General features: G+C 62.2%; 17 protein-coding genes, 2 tRNA genes and 1 pseudogene. 12 read left to right on the top strand and 8 right to left on the bottom strand.

Annotation, left to right across the window (positions count from 1 at the left end):
• The first annotated feature begins 81 nt into the window (after window positions 1-81).
• The 6 genes from C8D77_RS26265 to C8D77_RS26240 all read left to right on the top strand — a co-directional run bounded on the left by C8D77_RS26265 (window position 82) and on the right by C8D77_RS26240 (window position 5,431).
• A complete protein-coding gene (locus C8D77_RS26265) occupies window positions 82-1,248 on the top strand; it encodes an ROK family transcriptional regulator (protein WP_109669563.1) in 1,167 nt (388 codons plus the stop codon).
• The gene (locus C8D77_RS26260) at window positions 1,245-2,009 is read left to right on the top strand and encodes an ATP-binding cassette domain-containing protein (protein ID WP_109669560.1); all 765 of its coding nucleotides are present in this window, start codon (window positions 1,245-1,247) and stop codon (window positions 2,007-2,009) included. The genes C8D77_RS26265 and C8D77_RS26260 overlap by 4 nt, the downstream gene beginning before the upstream one ends.
• A 39-nt stretch (window positions 2,010-2,048) precedes the next feature.
• On the top strand, window positions 2,049-3,089 hold the full coding sequence (locus C8D77_RS26255) for a sugar ABC transporter substrate-binding protein (RefSeq protein ID WP_057145852.1): 1,041 nt from the start codon (window positions 2,049-2,051) through the stop codon (window positions 3,087-3,089).
• 150 nt (window positions 3,090-3,239) lie between these two features.
• Window positions 3,240-4,235 carry an ABC transporter permease gene (locus C8D77_RS26250; RefSeq protein WP_109669819.1) on the top strand — a complete coding sequence of 332 codons (996 nt, stop codon included), beginning with the start codon at window positions 3,240-3,242 and terminating at the stop codon, window positions 4,233-4,235.
• A gap of 13 nt (window positions 4,236-4,248) precedes the next feature.
• Complete coding sequence (locus tag C8D77_RS26245) at window positions 4,249-5,019, top strand: SDR family NAD(P)-dependent oxidoreductase (protein ID WP_109669558.1); 771 nt, start codon at window positions 4,249-4,251, stop codon at window positions 5,017-5,019.
• A 184-nt stretch (window positions 5,020-5,203) separates the two neighbouring features.
• A complete protein-coding gene (locus tag C8D77_RS26240; RefSeq protein ID WP_109669556.1) occupies window positions 5,204-5,431 on the top strand; it encodes a hypothetical protein in 228 nt (75 codons plus the stop codon).
• Between the two features lie 30 nt (window positions 5,432-5,461).
• On the opposite strand, the gene C8D77_RS26235 is transcribed toward C8D77_RS26240, so the two are convergent.
• Window positions 5,462-5,537: transfer RNA gene (locus C8D77_RS26235), tRNA-Val, on the bottom strand.
• Between the two features lie 216 nt (window positions 5,538-5,753).
• Here C8D77_RS26235 and C8D77_RS26230 point away from each other — a divergent pair.
• Together C8D77_RS26230 and C8D77_RS26225 are read left to right on the top strand one after the other, a co-directional pair.
• Window positions 5,754-5,830 (top strand) — tRNA-Asp (locus tag C8D77_RS26230).
• A gap of 17 nt (window positions 5,831-5,847) precedes the next feature.
• Window positions 5,848-6,546 carry a Gfo/Idh/MocA family protein gene (locus C8D77_RS26225; protein ID WP_425453763.1) on the top strand — a complete coding sequence of 233 codons (699 nt, stop codon included), beginning with the start codon at window positions 5,848-5,850 and terminating at the stop codon, window positions 6,544-6,546.
• A 237-nt stretch (window positions 6,547-6,783) separates the two neighbouring features.
• Here the strand turns inward: C8D77_RS26225 and C8D77_RS26220 are convergent, their stop codons facing one another.
• The 5 genes from C8D77_RS26220 to C8D77_RS26200 are packed head-to-tail and all read right to left on the bottom strand — an operon-like array spanning window position 6,784 to window position 11,487.
• Window positions 6,784-7,905, bottom strand: coding sequence for an ABC transporter permease (locus C8D77_RS26220; protein ID WP_109669551.1), 1,122 nt, complete (start codon window positions 7,903-7,905; stop codon window positions 6,784-6,786).
• Window positions 7,906-7,908: 3 nt separating this feature from the next.
• On the bottom strand, window positions 7,909-8,622 hold the full coding sequence (locus C8D77_RS26215; RefSeq protein ID WP_109669549.1) for an ABC transporter ATP-binding protein: 714 nt from the start codon (window positions 8,620-8,622) through the stop codon (window positions 7,909-7,911).
• 16 nt (window positions 8,623-8,638) lie between these two features.
• Window positions 8,639-9,253, bottom strand: coding sequence for a Tgt2/MlaC family protein (locus C8D77_RS38845; protein WP_109669547.1), 615 nt, complete (start codon window positions 9,251-9,253; stop codon window positions 8,639-8,641).
• A gap of 9 nt (window positions 9,254-9,262) precedes the next feature.
• Window positions 9,263-10,471: a sulfotransferase family protein gene (locus C8D77_RS26205; protein WP_109669545.1), complete on the bottom strand. Its 1,209-nt coding sequence runs from the start codon at window positions 10,469-10,471 to the stop codon at window positions 9,263-9,265.
• A complete protein-coding gene (locus C8D77_RS26200; protein ID WP_245951873.1) occupies window positions 10,471-11,487 on the bottom strand; it encodes a type III polyketide synthase in 1,017 nt (338 codons plus the stop codon). The genes C8D77_RS26205 and C8D77_RS26200 overlap by 1 nt, the downstream gene beginning before the upstream one ends.
• A gap of 345 nt (window positions 11,488-11,832) precedes the next feature.
• Here C8D77_RS26200 and C8D77_RS26195 point away from each other — a divergent pair, with 345 nt between their 5' ends.
• Both C8D77_RS26195 and C8D77_RS26190 read left to right on the top strand, forming a co-directional pair.
• Window positions 11,833-12,537: a class I SAM-dependent methyltransferase gene (locus C8D77_RS26195; RefSeq protein WP_109669539.1), complete on the top strand. Its 705-nt coding sequence runs from the start codon at window positions 11,833-11,835 to the stop codon at window positions 12,535-12,537.
• Window positions 12,537-13,706, top strand: coding sequence for an NAD(P)/FAD-dependent oxidoreductase (locus C8D77_RS26190; RefSeq protein WP_245951872.1), 1,170 nt, complete (start codon window positions 12,537-12,539; stop codon window positions 13,704-13,706). The genes C8D77_RS26195 and C8D77_RS26190 overlap by 1 nt, the downstream gene beginning before the upstream one ends.
• A 117-nt stretch (window positions 13,707-13,823) precedes the next feature.
• On the opposite strand, the gene greA is transcribed toward C8D77_RS26190, so the two are convergent.
• Together greA and C8D77_RS26180 are read right to left on the bottom strand one after the other, a co-directional pair.
• Window positions 13,824-14,387 carry a transcription elongation factor GreA gene (gene greA, locus C8D77_RS26185; protein WP_425453759.1) on the bottom strand — a complete coding sequence of 188 codons (564 nt, stop codon included), beginning with the start codon at window positions 14,385-14,387 and terminating at the stop codon, window positions 13,824-13,826.
• Window positions 14,388-14,574: 187 nt separating this feature from the next.
• Window positions 14,575-14,985, bottom strand: a pseudogene (locus C8D77_RS26180) (ATP-binding protein); the annotation flags it as partial.
• 298 nt (window positions 14,986-15,283) lie between these two features.
• On the opposite strand from C8D77_RS26180, the gene eglC reads away from it, so the two are divergent.
• Both eglC and C8D77_RS26170 read left to right on the top strand, forming a co-directional pair.
• A complete protein-coding gene (gene eglC / locus C8D77_RS26175) occupies window positions 15,284-16,708 on the top strand; it encodes an endo-1,3-1,4-beta-glycanase EglC (protein ID WP_109669532.1) in 1,425 nt (474 codons plus the stop codon).
• Window positions 16,709-16,720: 12 nt separating this feature from the next.
• Window positions 16,721-18,505, top strand: a complete 1,785-nt coding sequence (locus C8D77_RS26170) for a type I secretion system permease/ATPase (protein ID WP_109669529.1) — start codon at window positions 16,721-16,723, stop codon at window positions 18,503-18,505.
• Window positions 18,506-18,507: the final 2 nt, after the last annotated feature.

The raw sequence follows: 18,507 nt of genomic DNA, 5'->3' as shown, positions 1-18,507 counted from the left end.
TTTCGCCACCATTTATTTTTGAATTCCATTTGACTGAATAAATAAGCGGTGCCAAGTTACCCTCTCCAAGGGGCGCACGTCATGGCACTGCGGGGGACCAATCAGGAGTTCGGGCGGCCGTACAACCGGCGCATCGTGCTCGAGTCCATCCGCCTGCATGGACCGATCGCCCGCGGCGAGATTGCCCGGCGTGTCGGCCTCACCGTCCAGACCGTGTCGACCATCGTCCGCGAACTGGAAGACCAAGGCTACATCCTGTCGCTGCGCGAAGAGCCGAAGGGGCGCGGCCTGCCCCCGGCGACCCTGCGCATCAACCCCGAGGGCGGCTATGCCGTCGGCGTCCACATCACCCCGCTCGGCATCAGTGCCGCCTTGATCAATCTGAGCGGCGACGTAATCGAGAGCAACTATCGCGAAGCTCCGAACGCGGCGCCGGACCATGCCTTCGACCTGATCGGGGCGATGGTGATCGAATTGACCAGACTGCGGGCTGGCGGACGGGTGCTCGGGGTCGGCCTGGCCCTGCCCGGACCGTTCGGCGTCGAATCCATGAGTTTTGTCGGCCCGACCACCATGACCGGCTGGAAGGATGTGGCGCTGCGCGAGCGGCTGGCTGCCTCGACCGGATTGCCGGCCTTCTTTGAAACCGACATGGCGGCAGCGGCCATGGGCGAGCGCCTCTACGGCCTCGGCGCCCAGTTTTCCGAATACTACTATCTCTATTTCGGCGTCGGCCTTGGCGGTGTCATGGTTCATGACGGCGGCGCCTTGCGCGGCGCCTGGGGAAATGCCGGCGAGATCGGACACATTCCCGTCGTTCCCGGCGGCGAGGCTTGCCCGTGCGGCAACAGCGGCTGTCTCGAAAGATACCTCTCGCTCGAGGCGCTTCGGCGCTGGAACGGCAGCGAGGCCGATTGGGTGGCTGAAGTCGGCCCGATCTTCCACAATGCCGTCGCTATCATCGAGAACCTGTTCGACCCGGAGACGGTCATCCTCGGCGGGCTGGCATCCGCCGATCTGCTCGAACGGCTGGCTGGTTCGGCCGGCGGCTTGCACAACTCCGTTTCCGCACGGAAGGACCGCACGACGCCTCGAATTCTCGTCGCGCGCGGCGGGCAACATTCGGTGTTGCGCGGTGCTGCCGCCCTTGCGGTTTCGGGGGTGCTGTCACCCCGCTTCGGGCAGATGTTCGCTGCCGAACGCGAGCGCGAGCGCGACCTTCTCAAAGCCAGGGAGATTGCGGCATGAACGAACCCCTGCTGGTGCTCGACAACGTCACCAAGAACTATGGCGCGATCGAAGCGCTCAAGGGGATCAGCTTCTCGATCGGCAAGGGCGAGGTCGTGGCGCTGCTGGGCGACAATGGCGCCGGCAAATCGACGCTGGTCAAGATCATCGCAGGCGGACTGGAGCCGACCTCGGGCCGTATGCTGTTCGAGGGCAAGGAGTTTCTTGCCCGGTCGCCCGCCGAGGCCAAGGCGGCGGGCATCGAGACCGTCTACCAGGACCTGTCGCTGTGCACCAATGTCGACGTGGTCGCCAATTTCTTCATGGGCCGCGAGATCACCCGGAAGGTTCTCGGCATTCCCGTGCTCGACGAGCGCGCCATGGAAGCCGTCGTCGGAAAGGCGCTGGCCAGCGCCGGGACCCGCATTCCCTCGCTGCGCACCAATGTCGAGCATCTTTCGGGCGGCCAGCGGCAGGCCATCGAGCTGAACCGGTTCGTGCACTGGGGCGGCAAGCTGGTGCTGCTCGACGAACCGTTCGCAGCGCTTGGCGTCGAACAGACGCGGCGCGGCCTCGACATGATCCGCCAGGTGGCGAACCAGGGCATCGGCGTCGTCATCATCACCCATATCATGCAGCAGGCCTTCCAGGTCGCCGACCGGATCGTGGTGATCCGGCAAGGCGTCGTGGCCGGCGATGTCGCACGCAACAAAACAAGTCCCGATGCGGTGATCAACATGATCACCGGAGAGACGCTTGCCGGTGCCGGACCGGCGGGCTGAGGGACAAAAGAGGGGTCCGGCTTAAGAGGAGCGAACGACATGAAGCGAATACTTCTTGCTGTCTTCGGTATCCTGGCACTGGCCTTTGCCACGCTCACGCCGGCATTCGCCCAGTCCAAGGGTATCGTCTACTATATGGTGCCGACCCTGCTGGACGAGTTCCAGACCGGCTCGGTGAGCGCGCTGGAACTGTTCCTGAAGCAGACTGGCTACGAGATGAAGACGCTGAACGCCGACAACAAGACCGACGCCCAGCAGTCACAGATGAACGACGTCATCGCGCTGAAGCCGGCGGCGATCATCCTTGCCGCCGTCGATTTCAACGCACTGAAGCCGTCCATTGAAGCCGCCCGCGCGGCCGGCATTCCGGTGGTCGAGTTCGACCGCCAGATCACGTCGACGCCATCCGACTTCACCTCTGTCGCCGGAACGGTCGAGATCGGATACGTCGCCGCCGACCAGGCCGAGAAGCTGCTGAAAGCAAAGAACGGCTCGGTGAAGGGCAAGGTCCTGCAGGTGCTCGGCGACCCCGGCGACCCCTACACGCTCGACATCCAGAAGGGCTTTGAAGAGAAGATGAAGGCGTTTCCGGACGTCAAGATCATCTCGCTTCCGGCCATGCAGTGGGAAGCCAGCAATGCCGGCACCATCGTTGCCGACCAGATGCTGGCGAACCCCGACATCGATCTGATCTTCAGCCATGCCGCGCATCTTTCGGTCGCTGCTGTCGCCTCGCTCGAGGCCGCCGGCAAGAAGCCGGGCGACGTCATGCTGATGAGCTCGAACGGCGCTCCGGTCGGCCTCGACCTGATCCGCAAGGGCTGGCTCAACGTCGAAGTCGAGCAGCCGCTCTACGCGCAGGCCGCGGCTGTCGCCATGTTCATGGACAAGATCGCCAAGAAGGAAGAGATCAAGCCCGGCGAATACGACGTGCTCGGCCTGAAATCGACCGTCACCAAGGAAGCCTGGGGCCCGAACATCAAGATCCCGGGTGCCGCCATCACCAAGGAAAATGTCGACAACCCGGCCTTCTGGGGCAACCAGAAGCCGCCGACGGACACCGTCAAGTCGGTCGAATAGTCATTTGAAAGCGCTCCGGGCCGTAGCGGCCCGGAGCCTGCCCTTTCACAACGCCGCGTCCGAAGGGACGCCGTGGCGAATTTGAATCCGCGCCCGATCCTTGCGAAAATCAGCTTGATTTTCGGGGTCGTGCGCCAACCGGATCAGCCCATGAACCCGCGCACACGCATAGCCCTGGAGTTCGTTCTCGACAACCTCGTCTGGTTCATGTTGCTGTTCGTGCTGGTGGTCTTCTCGATCTTCGTCCCGAACTATTTCCAACTCGGTATCTTCGCCAACATCATCGAGGCGTCCAGCGTGCTCGGCGTCATGTCGATCGGCCTGGCGCTGGTAATCATCGCCGGTCACATGGACCTGTCGGTCGAATCCGTGGCAGCGCTCAGCGCCATGGCGGTCGGCATCCTGTTCTGCTCGTCCGGAATAGGGCTTGGCGTTCAATTGCATCCCGAATGGCTGATGGTTCCGGTGTCGCTGCTGCTGGCGCTGGCCGTCGGCGGCCTCATCGGCGCTTTCAATGGCTATCTGGTGGTCAAGGTGAAGATGAGCGCCTTCATCATCACGCTGGCGTCCTACATCTGGGTGCGTGGCCTCGTGCTCGTGATTTCGGGCGGCCGCTCGGCGCAGGACCTGGCGCCAGCCATCCGCTGGTTCGGCATCCAGCGCCTTATCGGCCTGCCGCTCACCGCCTGGATCGCGGTGGCCTGTTTCGTCGTCTTCTCGCTGATCATGGCCAAGACGCCGTTCGGCCGGCATCTCGTGATGATCGGCGGCAACGAGACGGCCACCTTCCGCGCCGGCATCCGGGTGAACCGCAATCTCATCATCGCCTTCGTTCTCGCCGGCGCCATCGCCGGTCTTGCCGGCTGGCTGCTGGCGATCCGCACCTCAGGCGCCACCGCCAATCTCGGCGTCGGTCTGCTATTCAACGCCTTCGCCGCCGTCGTCATCGGCGGCGTCAGTCTGAAAGGCGGCGTCGGCACCCTGCCTGGCGTCTATGCCGGCGTGCTGTTGCTCTCAGCCATCAACACGGCGATCAACCTGATGGGCCTGCCGGCCAACTTCACCCAGGTGATCCATGGCCTGCTGGTGCTGGCCGCCGTGCTGCTCGACGCTTTCAAGCAAACCATCCGCCAAAGACTCGCATGACAGGACGGCTCGCATGACCGGACGACTGAAAGACAAGGTGGCGCTGATCGTCGGCAGCGCCCGCGGCATCGGCAAGGGCATTGCACTCCGCTTTGCCGAGGAAGGCGCGAGGCTGGTGCTGGCCGACACCGAAGTCGAGGCCGGGCAAGCGACCGCGCACGAGCTGGGCGTTCCCTTCATCCGCACCGATATCTCGCAAATGAGCGATGCCGAGGCAGCCGTCGCGCTGGCGCTCAAGCTCCATGGCCGCCTCGACATCATCGTGCAGAATGCCGGCATCTATCCCTGGCAGCTGATCGAAAACACCAGCGCCGACGACTGGGACCGCGTCATGGCGGTCAATCTGCGCGGCACCTTCAATGCCAGCCGCGCGGCCCTGGTGCCGATGAAGGCGCAAGGCTTTGGCCGCATGCTCTACACCTCCTCCATCACCGGCCCGCATGTCACCAGCCCCGGCCATGGCCATTATTCGGCCAGCAAGGCCGGCATCAACGGCTTCATCCGTGCGGCGGCGCTCGAATTCTCCGGTTACGGCATCACCGTCAACGGTGTCGAGCCCGGCAACATCCTCACCGAGGCCATCGAACTGCATCGGGGTGCTGCCTACATCAAGAACATGGAGGACTCCATTCCACTCGGCCGCCTCGGCAGCCCGCGCGACGTCGCCAACGCCTTCCTGTTCCTCGCCTCCGACGATGCCAGCTACATCACCGGCACGACCATCATCGTCGACGGCGGGCAGCTGCTGCCCGAGGGCAATGATTTTCGGCTGTTGCCGCCTTGATCACAGCACGAACGGCAGTGAATCGCTCAGTCTCCTGACGACGAGGGGAATGAGAAGCATAACTTCAAGCGACAGATCCATCGCCCGCGTATTAGTTGGCAAACATTCCCCCACAAGTTGCAGCGGAACAACTTCGCGTCTCAAAGGTTGTTCACAAAGTGCTGATCAAGGGGGATGTTTGGCAATGACCAAAGAAATCAGAACCAGCCATATCTACCAGCGGGCACATGCTTTGGCCGAGGGTGGTGTCCACCACTCGCCAGCCGAGATCATTGCCGCATTGCTCGCCGAGGGCTACCCGGAAGCGGCCGAGTTGCTGAACTCCAGAAACATTCATGCCGATCTGCTGCGGGTTTGTGACGCGGCGGCGAATGGACAGCCAGGCACGCCATACCGTGGGCTTCGTCATTGATGCGGCCGTGGATGGATCGTGTCATTGGAATGGTGGGCGATGACGGGCTCGAACCGCCGACATCTTCGGTGTAAACGAAGCGCTCTACCAACTGAGCTAATCGCCCGCTCCGGGCCGGACCTTTAAGCGGTCAGGATCGGCTTCGCAAGGCCAAATGAGCGCAAGACGCCTTGGTTGGATGCCGGTTTTGCCAACAAAACGCCGGCTGTCAAAAAACCTTCTCCTGTTTGCTGTTATGCTGTCCTGTCACGCTTGACACCCGGTGGCGAACCCCTTATCCAGCGCCCCAACGACGAACACGGCTGACACGTGTTCGCCATGCGCGGGTGTAGCTCAGTTGGTTAGAGTGCCGGCCTGTCACGCCGGAGGTCGCGGGTTCGAGCCCCGTCACTCGCGCCACCCTCCAACCCCTTGTTCTGCAAGGGCTTCAAGGAGGGTGGCGTCGAAGCAAGTTTGGTCGAGTTTTAGTTTTTTTTGCGCCAAGTTTCAACTTTTTGAACATGCTGACTGGCGGTCCCCTGAACTGGCGTTTCAGCAAGGCACAGGCCGGCCTCGGCGATCTCGGCTCACACCATATCGACCAGGCGCACTTCCTTGTCGGCGAGGTCGCCGAGGTCGCGGCCATGACTGGAACATGGAGCAAGGATTCCTCAAACCAGATCCTTGACGTCAACGACGATGCTTTCGTCTGCGCGGCACGGCTCGAAAACGGAGCGACGGCGTCGTTCGAGGCGACGCGCGTGGCTGGAGCCCACAATCTCGGCGGCTTCATCGAGGTCGACGGCACCAAAGGGTCCGTCGCTTTCCACATGGAGCGGCTGAACGAACTGGTCATCTACGAGCCGAAGCGCGGTCCACGGGTGCAGATGGTGACGCAGGCCGGCCATCCTTACAGCGACTTCTGGCTGCCGATGGGCATCCAGGGCCAGCATCCGCTCGGCTGGAACGAGTGTTTCGCCCATCAGGCCAGACACATGCTGGAGGCCGTGGAAGGCGGCAAGCCGATCGCGCCGCGAGCCACTTTCGAGGACGGATACCGTGTAGCCGAAACCGTCGATGCGATCGCGCGGTCAGCGGAATCGGGAACCTTCAAAACCGTCAGGTTCCGGTCCTGAGTTCGCGGAATGCCGTTCTATGCAAATGCCGTTGGCAGCCCCGACGCGGACTTTTCAACATCGGTCAGAAGCGGACTCTCCCAGGGGAAAGCGCACATGACAGCTTGGCGCCGCGTATCGGCCGTCGAGAAGCGCTTTTTATTTCCTGAAGGCAGACATGGCCGACCACCACACTCCAGGTCCTCCAAAGCCTGCCCCGCATGATCCGCTTACTCAAATAATACTCGCCCCCCGGCGTCAGATCCTGCGAAGCGCGTCAGCGGGGAGAAGACGTGTAGCGCGCCAGGCCGGGTAGAGCGCGCCGAGGGGGCCAGCGATGAAGACGAAGATCAGCGCCTGCGCGATCGACCAGCCTGACAGGTAAGGCACGATCAAGCCCGCTGCGAAGTTTGTCTTCGCCGCCATCTCCATCGTGAGGACGCCGAGAATGATCCCGATGACCCCGCCGGCTGCGCTCATGATCACGCCTTCGATGAGAATGAGCCGAAGAATCCGCCGCGGTGACCAGCCAAGCGCCGCGAGAACTCCAATCTCGAACGTCCGTTCGTTCACGGCCATCAGAAGTGTATTGGCGACGGCGACAGAGGCCATCGCCATGACAACCAGTGAAATTGTCTGGGCAATCGCCCGAAGCAGATCGAAGATGCGGATGCTGCTGGAAAACTGCTCGGTGTCACCTACCTCAAACCCCTGTGCGGCTGCGATGAGCCGGGTTCGGGCAACAGCGATGTCATTCTTGTCGAGTGGGCGCTTCAACCTCACCTCGTACAAGGTAAAAACGTCCTCCCGCGACAGGAGTTGCTGCAGTCCTTCAAGCGGAACGATCGCGCTGTTCTGGTTCAGCACGGACGAGAACGACGCGATGCCGACAATCCTATAGGGCTGGAACTGCAGCTCGACGGTATCACCCACCCGCTTGTCCAATGCGCGGGCGATCGATTCGCCAAGGATCACGGACCACTGGTCCCCCGGTGCAGGGATTCGCCCCGCCAGGAGGTGCATGTCTTTCCACAGGAAGCTGTCGCTCGGCCAGCCGGCCATGACAATATTTGCAGCGTCGTCAGCGGTGGTGATGTTCAGGAGAATGCCCGACACGGCCTCGACGTTTGGTACCGCGGAAAGCCCGGAGCTCAGCGACTTGGGCACGGCGCTGCTCACGAGGTTGAACGCACTGCGTTGGCTCACCACCAAGTCCGCACCGTTCTCATTGATTCCTGAAGCAAATGAGTGCTGGACGCCAGCGGTCAGGCCGGTAAGCGCCACAAACCCCGCGACCGCCAGAGCGATGCCGAGAACCGTGAGGAGGGTGCGAAGCGGGCGCGAAATGAGACCGCGCAAGGGAAGGGTCAGCTCTGTCATGGGTTAGCGGATCCGCAACGTCGGCGCGGGCGTCGGCATCGCCGTCATTCGGTTGTCCGAACGGATGCGGCCGTCGGATATCTCGACGCGCCGACCGCACAGCGCGGCCACGTCCTCGTCATGGGTCACCACGATCACTGCGGTACCGAACTCGCGATGCGCGTTGCCAATGATGCTCATCACGGACTGGCTCGTCTGCACGTCGAGACTTCCTGTCGGCTCGTCCGCAACGAGAAGCTTCGGACGGTTGGCAAGCGCCCGCGCAATTGCAAGCCGCTGACGTTCGCCGCCCGAAAGCTCGGCCGGCCGGAGCGTAGCGCGTTCGGCAAGACCGAAATGTGCCAGAAGTTCGAGCGCGCGAACGCGACGCTGCCGCGCTCCGCCGAGGTTTCCCAACAAAGCCACCTCGATATTCTCGCGCGCCGATAAGGACTGGAGCAGGAAGAAGTTCTGGAAAACGATGCCGATCCTGCTGGCCCGCAGGGCTGCCCATGCTGCCCTCCCGTTGACGGCCCGTCCTTCGAACCGAACTTCGCCGCGCGTCGGCCGGTCGAGGCCGCAGACCAGGTTCAGGATCGTGGACTTGCCGCTCCCGCTGCGGCCGACAATGGCGACGGTCTCATCATCCTCGATCGCAAGCGACACACCGTCAACGGCGACAATACGACCGCCATCAAAGTCGCGGCCGACATTGCTCAATTCGACGAGGAGGGACATGAGCACAAGCGAGGCGTCATACCCGGCCTTTCCTGAGATCGGCGACAAGTGCTGGGATCGAGCCGCCGTTGCCGGCGAGCAGTTGGGCAACACGGTCCCGCTGCTGCACGGTCACGGAGCCGCCGTCGACAAAGACATCGCCGATGCAGAGCTGTCCGCGGCAGTGGCGGACACGCCAGTCCACTGACGTTGGGCCGTGGAGCGGCCGGCGGAATTCGCTGCGCACCAGGATGTCGCCGTTAGCCAGAGCCTTTGTGCCGAGCACGGTGAAAGTCTTGTCCTGCGTCCGCTCCAGCCTTTCGGCCAGCCTGTGTGCAATAGCATACAGAAGCGCATCGACCACCGAGGCGCGGTCGTCTGCACTCGCCCGGCGCCAATACGTCCCGAGCACGGCTTGCGCGATCCCCCTACCGTCGAACGCCGCGGAGATCGAGCGGAGCTGCGACTCTGCAGGTCCACCGTGCCCAAGCACTATCGCCGCCTGGCGCACAGTCTCAACCAACTTGACCGCGTCACTCTGCTCATCGGCAGCTGCCGAAAGCGATGGGGCGCAGATCGCGAGTAGCACCGGGACAAGCAACAGCCGGGCCAAAGCTGCCCAGCTTGCGTACGACCATGGGCCTGCTGTCATGATCCTATGTCATCCAATGCGCTGTTGGCTGTCAACATCGAGCGTCTCGGGAGCCTGTAGAGGCGCATGCCCAAAAGCGGCAGCCAGCGGTTCGAGGCGAGCGACCCGCGCTTTCTGCCTTTCCGTCAGGTCGGGATGGCGGCTACGCACCTGTTTGCCGAACGTCGCGGCGACCTGCAGTACCCGCTCCTCGCAGCCGCGGGAAAATGGCAGGCCCAGTTCACGGTAGATCCGCTTCATCTCACCCACGGGGTCGGCGGTGAGATCCTGCAGCCGCACTTCCGCGAGGTCGGCGGCTGGGATCTGAGCTCTATCGGCTAGATAGTGCATCTCTGTCGCGAGATATTCGCAGGTGATGATCTCCTCCTGCTCATCCTCGGGCAGTGGCGGCTGCAGGGCGAACGCACGTTGCAATTCGCGCGCCAGAAGGAGGTTGGACCGGAACACGACTTCCGGCGAACGGGAGATGTGGACAAACTTGGCGCCCGGAAACAGTTCCTGGAGGTAGCGGACGCGCGCCGTATGGCTCGGCGACTTGAGCAGAAGTCGCCGTCCGCCTGCAACGAGAGTAAGCTTCTGAACGAAACCGAACTGATGCGAGCGCCAGCGGCTTAACTCCCCCTTCGAAAGCGCGTCGAGATCGTGAAATCGATTAAAGAAGGCTTGCCGGCGGGGAAGTATGGCGCGTCCCGCGAGGACGGACATCCCTCCCAGATTGTTCAACGCGAAGTCGTCCTCCCCCGGCAGCTTGGCGCCCACTGGCACGACTGCGCTAAGGCGCGTCAACGGCAGCAACGGCACGAAAAGGTAGCGCAGGAGAAACCATCCAGGGACGAATGCCTGAGGGGCCAGGACCTGCGGCCAACTCGGCGATCTCAGGTCTGGATCGGCTGCCAGCAGGTTCTGCAAAAACGTCGTTCCGGATCGGAAGTAGCCGAGGACGAACACGGGGGCATTATCCCTCCCCATCTGGGGAGGTCGTAGCCGCAGCCATGCCGCAAGGATCACGCGCTCCGGCAGGGAGGTGACTGTATTGATCCCCGAAAGCAGGAGCAGGAGCACCAGGCGCGGCCAGTAGGCGGGGGGAATGTGGCCTTCCGCGCGCCATAGAATCCGCAGCACGGCGTCAAGAGGTGCCACGCACATGAAGTGCGGATACGGCAAATAGGGCGCCAGCCGACGGGCTGCGAGCGAGATGTTTTCGTGCAGGGCCTTCATCAGGCAGTCCGGAACATCATGGTCTCGGTGGTCAATCCCGGCCCAAACGCCATGCCGCAGCCGAGCAAGCCCGACGGCTCCTTCAGCATTTCAGCCATCACGAACATCACGGTCGCCGATGACATATTGCCGTATTGCCGGAGCACTTCGCGCGATACGGCGAGCGCGGTCGGCTCCAGTTTGAGTGCCCGCTCGACCGCGTCGAGCACAGAGCGGCCGCCGGGATGCACCGCCCACAAATCGATCTCCTTGGCGGGCCTGCCGCCGAGGATGGCCGGATGCTCGTTGCGCAGCGTCTCACGGACCGCGCCGGGAACCTGGCCGGACAGCACCATGTCAAAGCCGTCGTCGCGGATGTGCCAGCTCATCAGCTCCTTGCGCTCCACTGCCACGATGGCGTGGAAGCTTTCGAGCAGGATGCCGTGCGGTTCGGCCGTTACCAGTGCGGCCGCGCAACCGTCGCCCCACAGGCAGAACGAGATCAGCTTCTCAAGCTCGGTGGCTTCCCTGAAATGCAGCGTGCACAATTCGATGTTGACGATCAGCACTCGGGCGTTCGGGTCGGAGCGCACGATATGGCGAGACAGCTTCAAGGCGTTGATGGCGGCATAGCATCCCATGAAGCCGACGATGGTGCGCTCGACCGACGTCGGCAGGCCGCATCGCTGCACCAGTTCGAGGTCGATGCCAGGCGCTGAAAAGCCGGTGCAGCTCGTCACGATCAAATGCGTGATCAGCGAGCGGTCGTCGTCGGCCAGCAGCGTGTCGACGGCCTTGTGCGCGAGCTCCGGCGCGGCGGCTTCGTACATCTGCATACGAATTGCTGTGCTGGCGAAGGAACCCCTGACCGAGGTGCCGTCACGGTCGATTGCCCCGCCGCGCGGATCGTCGGCGGGCGCAAAGCAGGAATAGCGATGTTCGATGCCGGCGAGACTGACCATTCGCTCGAAAAGCGTAAGACGCTGGGCATCGTTTTCAAGCAGCGAAGCTCCATAGCGGAGGAAGAATTGATGCACGTCGTGTTCTGGAACTGACGTGGCAATACGGTTCAGATACGCTTGAGAGGACAAAATTGCTCCGACAATGAGCCCAATCGGGTCTCATAAGAGGTCTAGGAATTGGGGAAGCGTTTCCTAAGGCAAACGTCGGCATAAGGTATTTTATTGCGCGGTGCCGATATTTCTCATTAGCAAACTGTGATACCAGCCTCCGATCTTGTATGAAAGGGGCCGACCTTCGGCTTCGCCGTCCGGACTGAGTTCACATGCGAGTTCCGCCATGAACAGTGCGCGGCCATAAAGGTACGACCGAATTCTATTTGCCGGATTGCCGGCTGAAGCCTTAGATTTCCGATCCATCGCATGACCGACATAAACATCAGGCATCTGGAGCCAGAACTCCTCGACGGCCTCCCGGCCGACGATCCTGGTGCGATTGCATCCCGTCGTGATCTCGTTCGCATCAACGCATTGATGTTCCAGGCCAGGATCATGGCATCGCTCTTGCGAACGAACGTGCTGACAGCGCCGCTGCGCATCCTCGAACTCGGCGCCGGTGACGGAAAGTTCATGCTGAGAGTGGCGCGGCTGATGGCGCGGCGTTGGCCCGATGTGGAGATCGTCATGGTCGACAGGATCGACCTGATCGGCAAGGATGTGTGCAACTCTTTCGCTGAATTTGGTTGGCGGGCGCAACCTGTAACCGCCGATATATTCGATTGGACAGGGGACAGGCCCTTCGATCTTGTTTGCGCCAACCTCATCCTCCATCACTTCGACGACACGCGCCTCCTGGAGCTGTTTTCCCGGATAATGACGATGGCCCCGATGCTCGTCGCGACGGAGCCGCTCAGGGCCAAGGGGCCACTTGCCGCTACGCGGCTCCTGCGACTGATCGGCGCCTGCGCGGTTACACTGAACGACGCGACGCAAAGTGTCCGCTCCGGTTTTCGCGGCACGGAACTTTCACAATTGTGGCAGCTGTCAGGTGGAATGCCCGTGATGGAGGCCCGCAAAGGCCTATTCACTCAAGGTTTTGTAGGTGCCATTATGCCCGGCACCAAATGATGCACGACGCAATTGTCATCGGTGCCGGCCCCGCCGGCAGTTCTACCGCCATTGTGCTGGCCCAGCATGGTTGGTCGGTGGCGATGGTGGAGAAGGTCGCGTTTCCTCGCCGAAAGGTCTGCGGCGAATTCATATCGGGCACCAGCCTTGCCTTGCTCGACCAGTTGGGCGTCGGCGAAACTTGGCGCGCGGAAGCCGGCCCCGAAATACGTCGCGTCGGGTTCTTTTCTGGCGATGTTTCAGCCGAGGCGCGAATGCCGAGCGCCAAGACGGGTCTCGGCCGCGCTCTCGGCCGCGATCGTTTGGATTACATGTTGTTACAGGCCGCCGAACGCGCGGGTGTCGAAATTCTCCAGCCTTGCAAGGCTGTCGCTATTCGTCGGCACGATGATTTGCAGTTTGTGACCGTGGAGGCGGGCCAGCAACAAAAGGTTGTTAGCGCACCTGTAATTATTGCCGCGCACGGATCCTGGGAAATCGGGAAACTCCCAAGCCAGTTTGAAAGAGCGAGCCAACCTTCTGACCTTTTCGGTTTCAAAGCGCATTTTACCGGCGCCGCGCTGGCGCCCGACCTGATGCCGCTGCTGGTATTCCCGGGCGGCTATGGGGGAATGGTAACGGCAGACCATGGCCGGGCTTCAATTTCCTGCTGCATCCGCCGAGATGTTCTATCCGGCCTGCGCCGGCGCTATGGAAACATTGCGGCGGCGGATGCGGTATGGCGCCACGTCGTGGCCTCGTGCCGAGGCGTGGAAACTGTGCTGGCCGGTGCCGAATTGGATGGCCCATGGCTCGCCGCGGGACCGATCCATCCCGGTATTCGAGCTGGCTATGATCAGGGCATCTTCCGCGTCGGCAACATCGCAGGTGAGTCACACCCTGTAATCGCGGAAGGGATTTCGATGGCGCTGCAATCCGGCTGGCTCCTTGCGAGAGAACTGATCGCGTTGGGTAAAGGTCACGAGGGCCACGACGAGGCCGGACGTCGCTACGAAAGGGAATGGCGTCGGCAATTCTCGACCCGTGTGCGTGCCGCAGCCTTGATTGCCCGAATAGCGCTTGGGCCTGGCAGCGGGATGGTGATGCGCGCCGTGATCAAGAACTTTCCGGCGGCTTTAACGCTTGGCGCTCGATTGAGTGGAAAAACCCGGCCTGTTCCGGGTTTTTGACGTCAAGCAGCGCGACTCACTGGGCGTCACCTGACGGTGTACCAACGTGGCGGTTGACCGTGACGAGGTCTCAGAACACGCCCGCAATTCGATCGTGCGTTCTACACCGATCTTCCACTAAGAAATGGACAGGATCTCGAGTTCGCGCTGCCCCAGCTGGACAACGTCGCCAACGGTTTTGCCAGTCAGCGCGATGGCAACCGGCGAACCATGCGATACGGAAGCCTGAGACGGGTTGGCCTCTTCCTCACCGACGATGCGAAAGGTCTGAGTGCGGCCATCGTCACGCTCGAAGGTAATGGTGTGACCGAAGGCGATCACTTCGTTGGACGTCGGCACCGACATAAGCTGAGCCGTACGGACGCGCTCGGCATAGTAGCGCATATCTCGAACCGGGACCGCCGACTGCCGTCGCCTCTCGTTGATATCTTCCAGCACGTTAACGGCCTCGAGAGCCTGCTGAGCGCGAGCCAATTCAACCTGCAGCATCTTGAGGCCCGCCTCGGTGACGAGGTTGATCCGATCGGAGATAGCGCGGGCCGGCGCTTTCCTCCTTGGCAAATGCGACGCGCAATTGGTCTGGACTCCGTGTCGAACACTGTCAGCAATCCGAAAACCTACAGCCGACAATAAAGCAGCAACAAATTTGACGGGTGACTTTGGCGGAAACGGAATGTCCACAAAGGCTCGACGGCAGGTCTGCTCCCTTGCCTTCAATGCCAGAACCGGACGGTCCTCTTCCGGCCCCAAACAAGACATTGGAAGTCGGTGCGCAGGCTGCCCGCTACTGGCACAAAGCAGACTTGGGCGCTGCATTTTGCCGTTTGGGAATAACCACGGCTTGAGGACATTTTCTTATTGCACCCCCTCACGGTGCCAAACTCCCCTGCTCCACCTCCCCGGCATTGGGATCACCAGGCGCCGTCGCCCAGGCGAGTTCCACCAGCGTCACGGTGCGCCTTCAGGTCCCATCGAGCTGGCAGACGATGAGGCCCTGCTCCTCGATATAGGTCAAGAGGCGCCGGGCGCGGCGCAGTGAGTGCGAGCCATAGGCGCGGGCGATTGCGGCGTCGCTCGGGCATGGCCAACCTTCCTTCGCCGCACGCGCGATCATCATGAACACGCCCTGCATATCGTCGGGCAGCAGCGAGGCGCGCACCGAGACGTCCTGCCAGGCGTCATCGCCCGCTGCCATGTCGGAGCCCAGCCCAGCGCGGGCGCGCGTCAGCATGCGGCGGAATTCGGCCAAATCGGGCCCGCAGCCCTCCGTCCTCGTGCGTCTCAAAGTGTTAGCGAAAACTAATATTATTCGGCATCGTCCAAGACAATATGTCTATAATTTTGGCATATGTACAAAATTTTAATCAATTTTTTCTGGTCATCATGTCTTACTATCATCATCGGAGCTGACTCTTTGCTACTTATTCAGGGTATGTCTACAGAACGGTCGATGTTATGGTGGGTCGAGTGACGATTCCCTGGAACGATATTGTTCGTTGCAACGTTGCTCGGGAAGCGGTATCCGGGACTCTTATCGAATGATTTGAGAGGCCAGGCACCACGAGGAAGGATTTCTGATGAGCACCATCACGAACGCCAAAGGCATCCCTCTTCCCTACACCGGTGCTTCCACCCATTGGTTCTCGGCAACCGGGTCCGGACCGGAACTGCACGGCACGCCCGGCAACGACTCTTTCTGGGGAGACAGCAGTGTCAATGTCACAATGTACGGTGGCGCGGGCGACGACTACTATCATCTCTATTCCACGATCAACAAGGCGGTCGAGGATCCTGGGGCAGGTGTCGACACGATCGACACTTGGATGAGCTACAAGCTGCCCGCTAATTTCGAAAACCTCGTCGTCACCGGCGATGGCCGCTACGCGTTCGGCAATGCGCTGGACAACATCATCACGGGCGGCGCTGGCAGCCAGACGCTGGATGGCGGCAAGGGCAATGATGTCCTCATCGGCGGCGACGGTGCCGACGTCTTCATCGTCTCGAAGGGCAACGGAAGCGACCTGATCTTCGATTTCGGCGCGACGGACACCGTGCGTCTCAATGGCTACGCCCTCACCTCGTTCGAGGCCGTACAGGCCAACATGGTCCAGGCGGGAGCGAATGTGCAGCTCAACCTCGGCTCCAGCGAGGTTCTGGTGTTCAACAACACCACGATCGACAAGTTTCAGCCCGCCCAGTTCGAACTGCCGATCGACAAAACGGGCATGACGGTGTCCTTCGTCGACTACTTCAACACGCTGAATCTCTGGAACGGCCACAGCGGCACCTGGGATTCCAACTTCTGGTGGGGCGCTCCGAACGGCAGCACGCTGACCCAGAACGGCGAGCTGCAATGGTACATCGACGCCAATTACGGCCCGACGAGTTCCGTCCACCCGTTCAGCGTGGCAAACGGCGTTCTCACCATCACCGCGGCGCAGGCCCCGGACGACATCAAGCCGCTCATCAACAATTACGAATACACTTCCGGGATCCTGACGACGCACGACACCTTCTCGCAGACCTATGGCTATTTCGAAATGCGCGCCGACCTGCCCGAAACGGCCGGAGCATGGCCAGCCTTCTGGCTGCTGCCGGAAGACGGCTCGTGGCCGCCGGAGCTGGACGTGCTCGAAATGCGCGGCCAGGAACCGAACACGCTGCAGATGACGGCGCACACCAACGAGACGGGACAGCACACCAAGATTTCGTCCTCGGTGAATGTTTCGAACACCGATGGCTTCCACACCTACGGCGTGCTGTGGACGCCGGATCAGCTGATCTGGACCTACGATGGCGTCAAGGTCGCTGAGGCCGCGACGCCGTCGGATATGCATAGCCCGATGTATATGCTGGTCGATCTCGCGGTCGGCGGTTTCGCCGGGGCGCCTCCCGACCATCTGGCGACGCCGGCACAAATGAAGATCGACTATATCCGCGCTTACACGCTGGACGATGTGCAGCAGAGCCATCTGAGCATAACAGGCGAGCACACGGTCTAGGCGACCAGTGCGATGTTGCGGGATCATGTGCCATTGAGGGATGCGACGAGGCAGCAGGGCCTGCGGTCGGTGTTCATGCGCGCCATTGCCGATATCGGCGTCTTCTCGCTGCTGATCAACATCCTGCTGTTGGTGATCCCGCTCTATCTGCTGCAGGTGTATGATCGCGTGCTGCCATCCTCCAGCATCGAGACGCTGCTTTATTTGTCGGCCATGGCGGTTGTCGCGCTCGCCTTCCTCGGCTTGCTGGACGCGGTCCGCGCCATTTACACGCAGCGCGTCGCCGCTACGGTCGATCAGAAACTGGGGGCGACGACATTCGCCGTCTCGCTTGGCACCAAATATGCCGGCGGCGGCCTGTCGCCGCTGCGCGACCTGGCCTCGGTCTGCGCCTTCATCAGGTCGCGCGGCGTGGCGGTGCTGTTCGACCTGCCCTTTGCTCCTGTCTTTCTCGCCCTGCTCTATCTCATCCATCCTGTTCTGTTCTGGCTGACGCTCGCCGGCGCGGTGCTTTTGTTTCTTCTGGTCGTGGCCAATCAGCTTGCCATTGGCAGGAACGATGCCCTGTCGGCGGAACGCTCGGCCGCCGCGAGCCAGGCGGAGCAGGCCTTTGCCCGCAATGCCGAAACGCTGCGCGCCATGGGCATGGTGCGGGCCGCCGCCGAGGTGTGGGGCAGGCACGTCGCGGAAGCGCTCACCCTGCATGACCGTTCATCGAGCGCCAACGCGATCTTCAGCGCGGCGTCGCGGGCGCTGCGCATGATGCTGCAGCTGGCAATACTGGGCGCCGGCGCATGGCTGGTGCTGCAGGGGCAGATGACAGCCGGCATGATCTTCGCGTCCTCGCTGGTGTCGTCGCGCGCGCTGCAGCCACTCGACCAGCTGATCGGATCCTGGCGGCAGATCGTCGACGCCAGGCGTTCGTGGAAGCGGCTGGAGACCGCGCTTGCGGCACGTCCGGCGGAAGCGCGGAAGCTGACATTGCCGGACCCCTCCGGCGCGATCACCGCGCAGGACCTTTTCTTCATCGCGCCGAATGCCTCCTTCGGCACGGAACCCATCCTCAAGCGGCTGAATTTTGTGATCGGCGCCGGCGAGGCGGTGGCAATCATCGGCCCGAGCGGCGCCGGCAAATCCACGCTGGCGAAATTGCTTGTCGGCGCGCTCCAGCCGACCGGTGGCTCGGTCAGGATCGACGGTGCCGACCTCAGGACCTGGGACGAAAACCAGCTCGGAAAGCACATCGGCTACCTCGCGCAAGAAGTGGAGCTTTTTCCCGGATCGATCGCGCAGAATGTTGCCCGCTTCGACCCCGATGCCGATGACCCCGCGATCGTCGAAGCCGCCAGGCGCGCCGAGGCGCACGAGCTGATCCTGGCGCAGCGCGACGGCTACCAGGCCGCCATCGGTCTATCCAGCACGACGCTGTCGGGTGGCGAGCGCCAGCGGATCGGGCTGGCGCGCGCCTTCTACGGCAATCCGCGCATTCTCGTCATGGACGAGCCCAGTACCCATCTCGACGGCAGCGGCGAAGCGGCGCTCGAAGCGGTGCTTTCCGCCGCCAAAGCGGCGGGCGTTACGGCAATCGTGATAACGCACCGCCCTTCGATCGCCGCGGCCTGCGACCGCGTGATGCTTCTGCGCGGTGGAGTGGTCGAAGCCTTCGGTCCAAGCGGCGACGTGTTGCGGCAGTCGACCGCCGGCAAGGGCCTTCCCCCACAGCGCAACACGGTGGTGACAGGGTCGTTCGCCACGACGATCCGCGGCACCTCGCATAACGTCTGCTTTGGATCGTGAGG

The organism is Mesorhizobium loti (genome assembly GCF_003148495.1).
In the GTDB taxonomy this organism is placed as follows: Bacteria; Pseudomonadota; Alphaproteobacteria; order Rhizobiales; family Rhizobiaceae; genus Mesorhizobium; species Mesorhizobium loti.
Note: the sequence above shows the minus strand (reverse complement) of the source record. Positions and strands in the feature narration are given on the sequence as shown.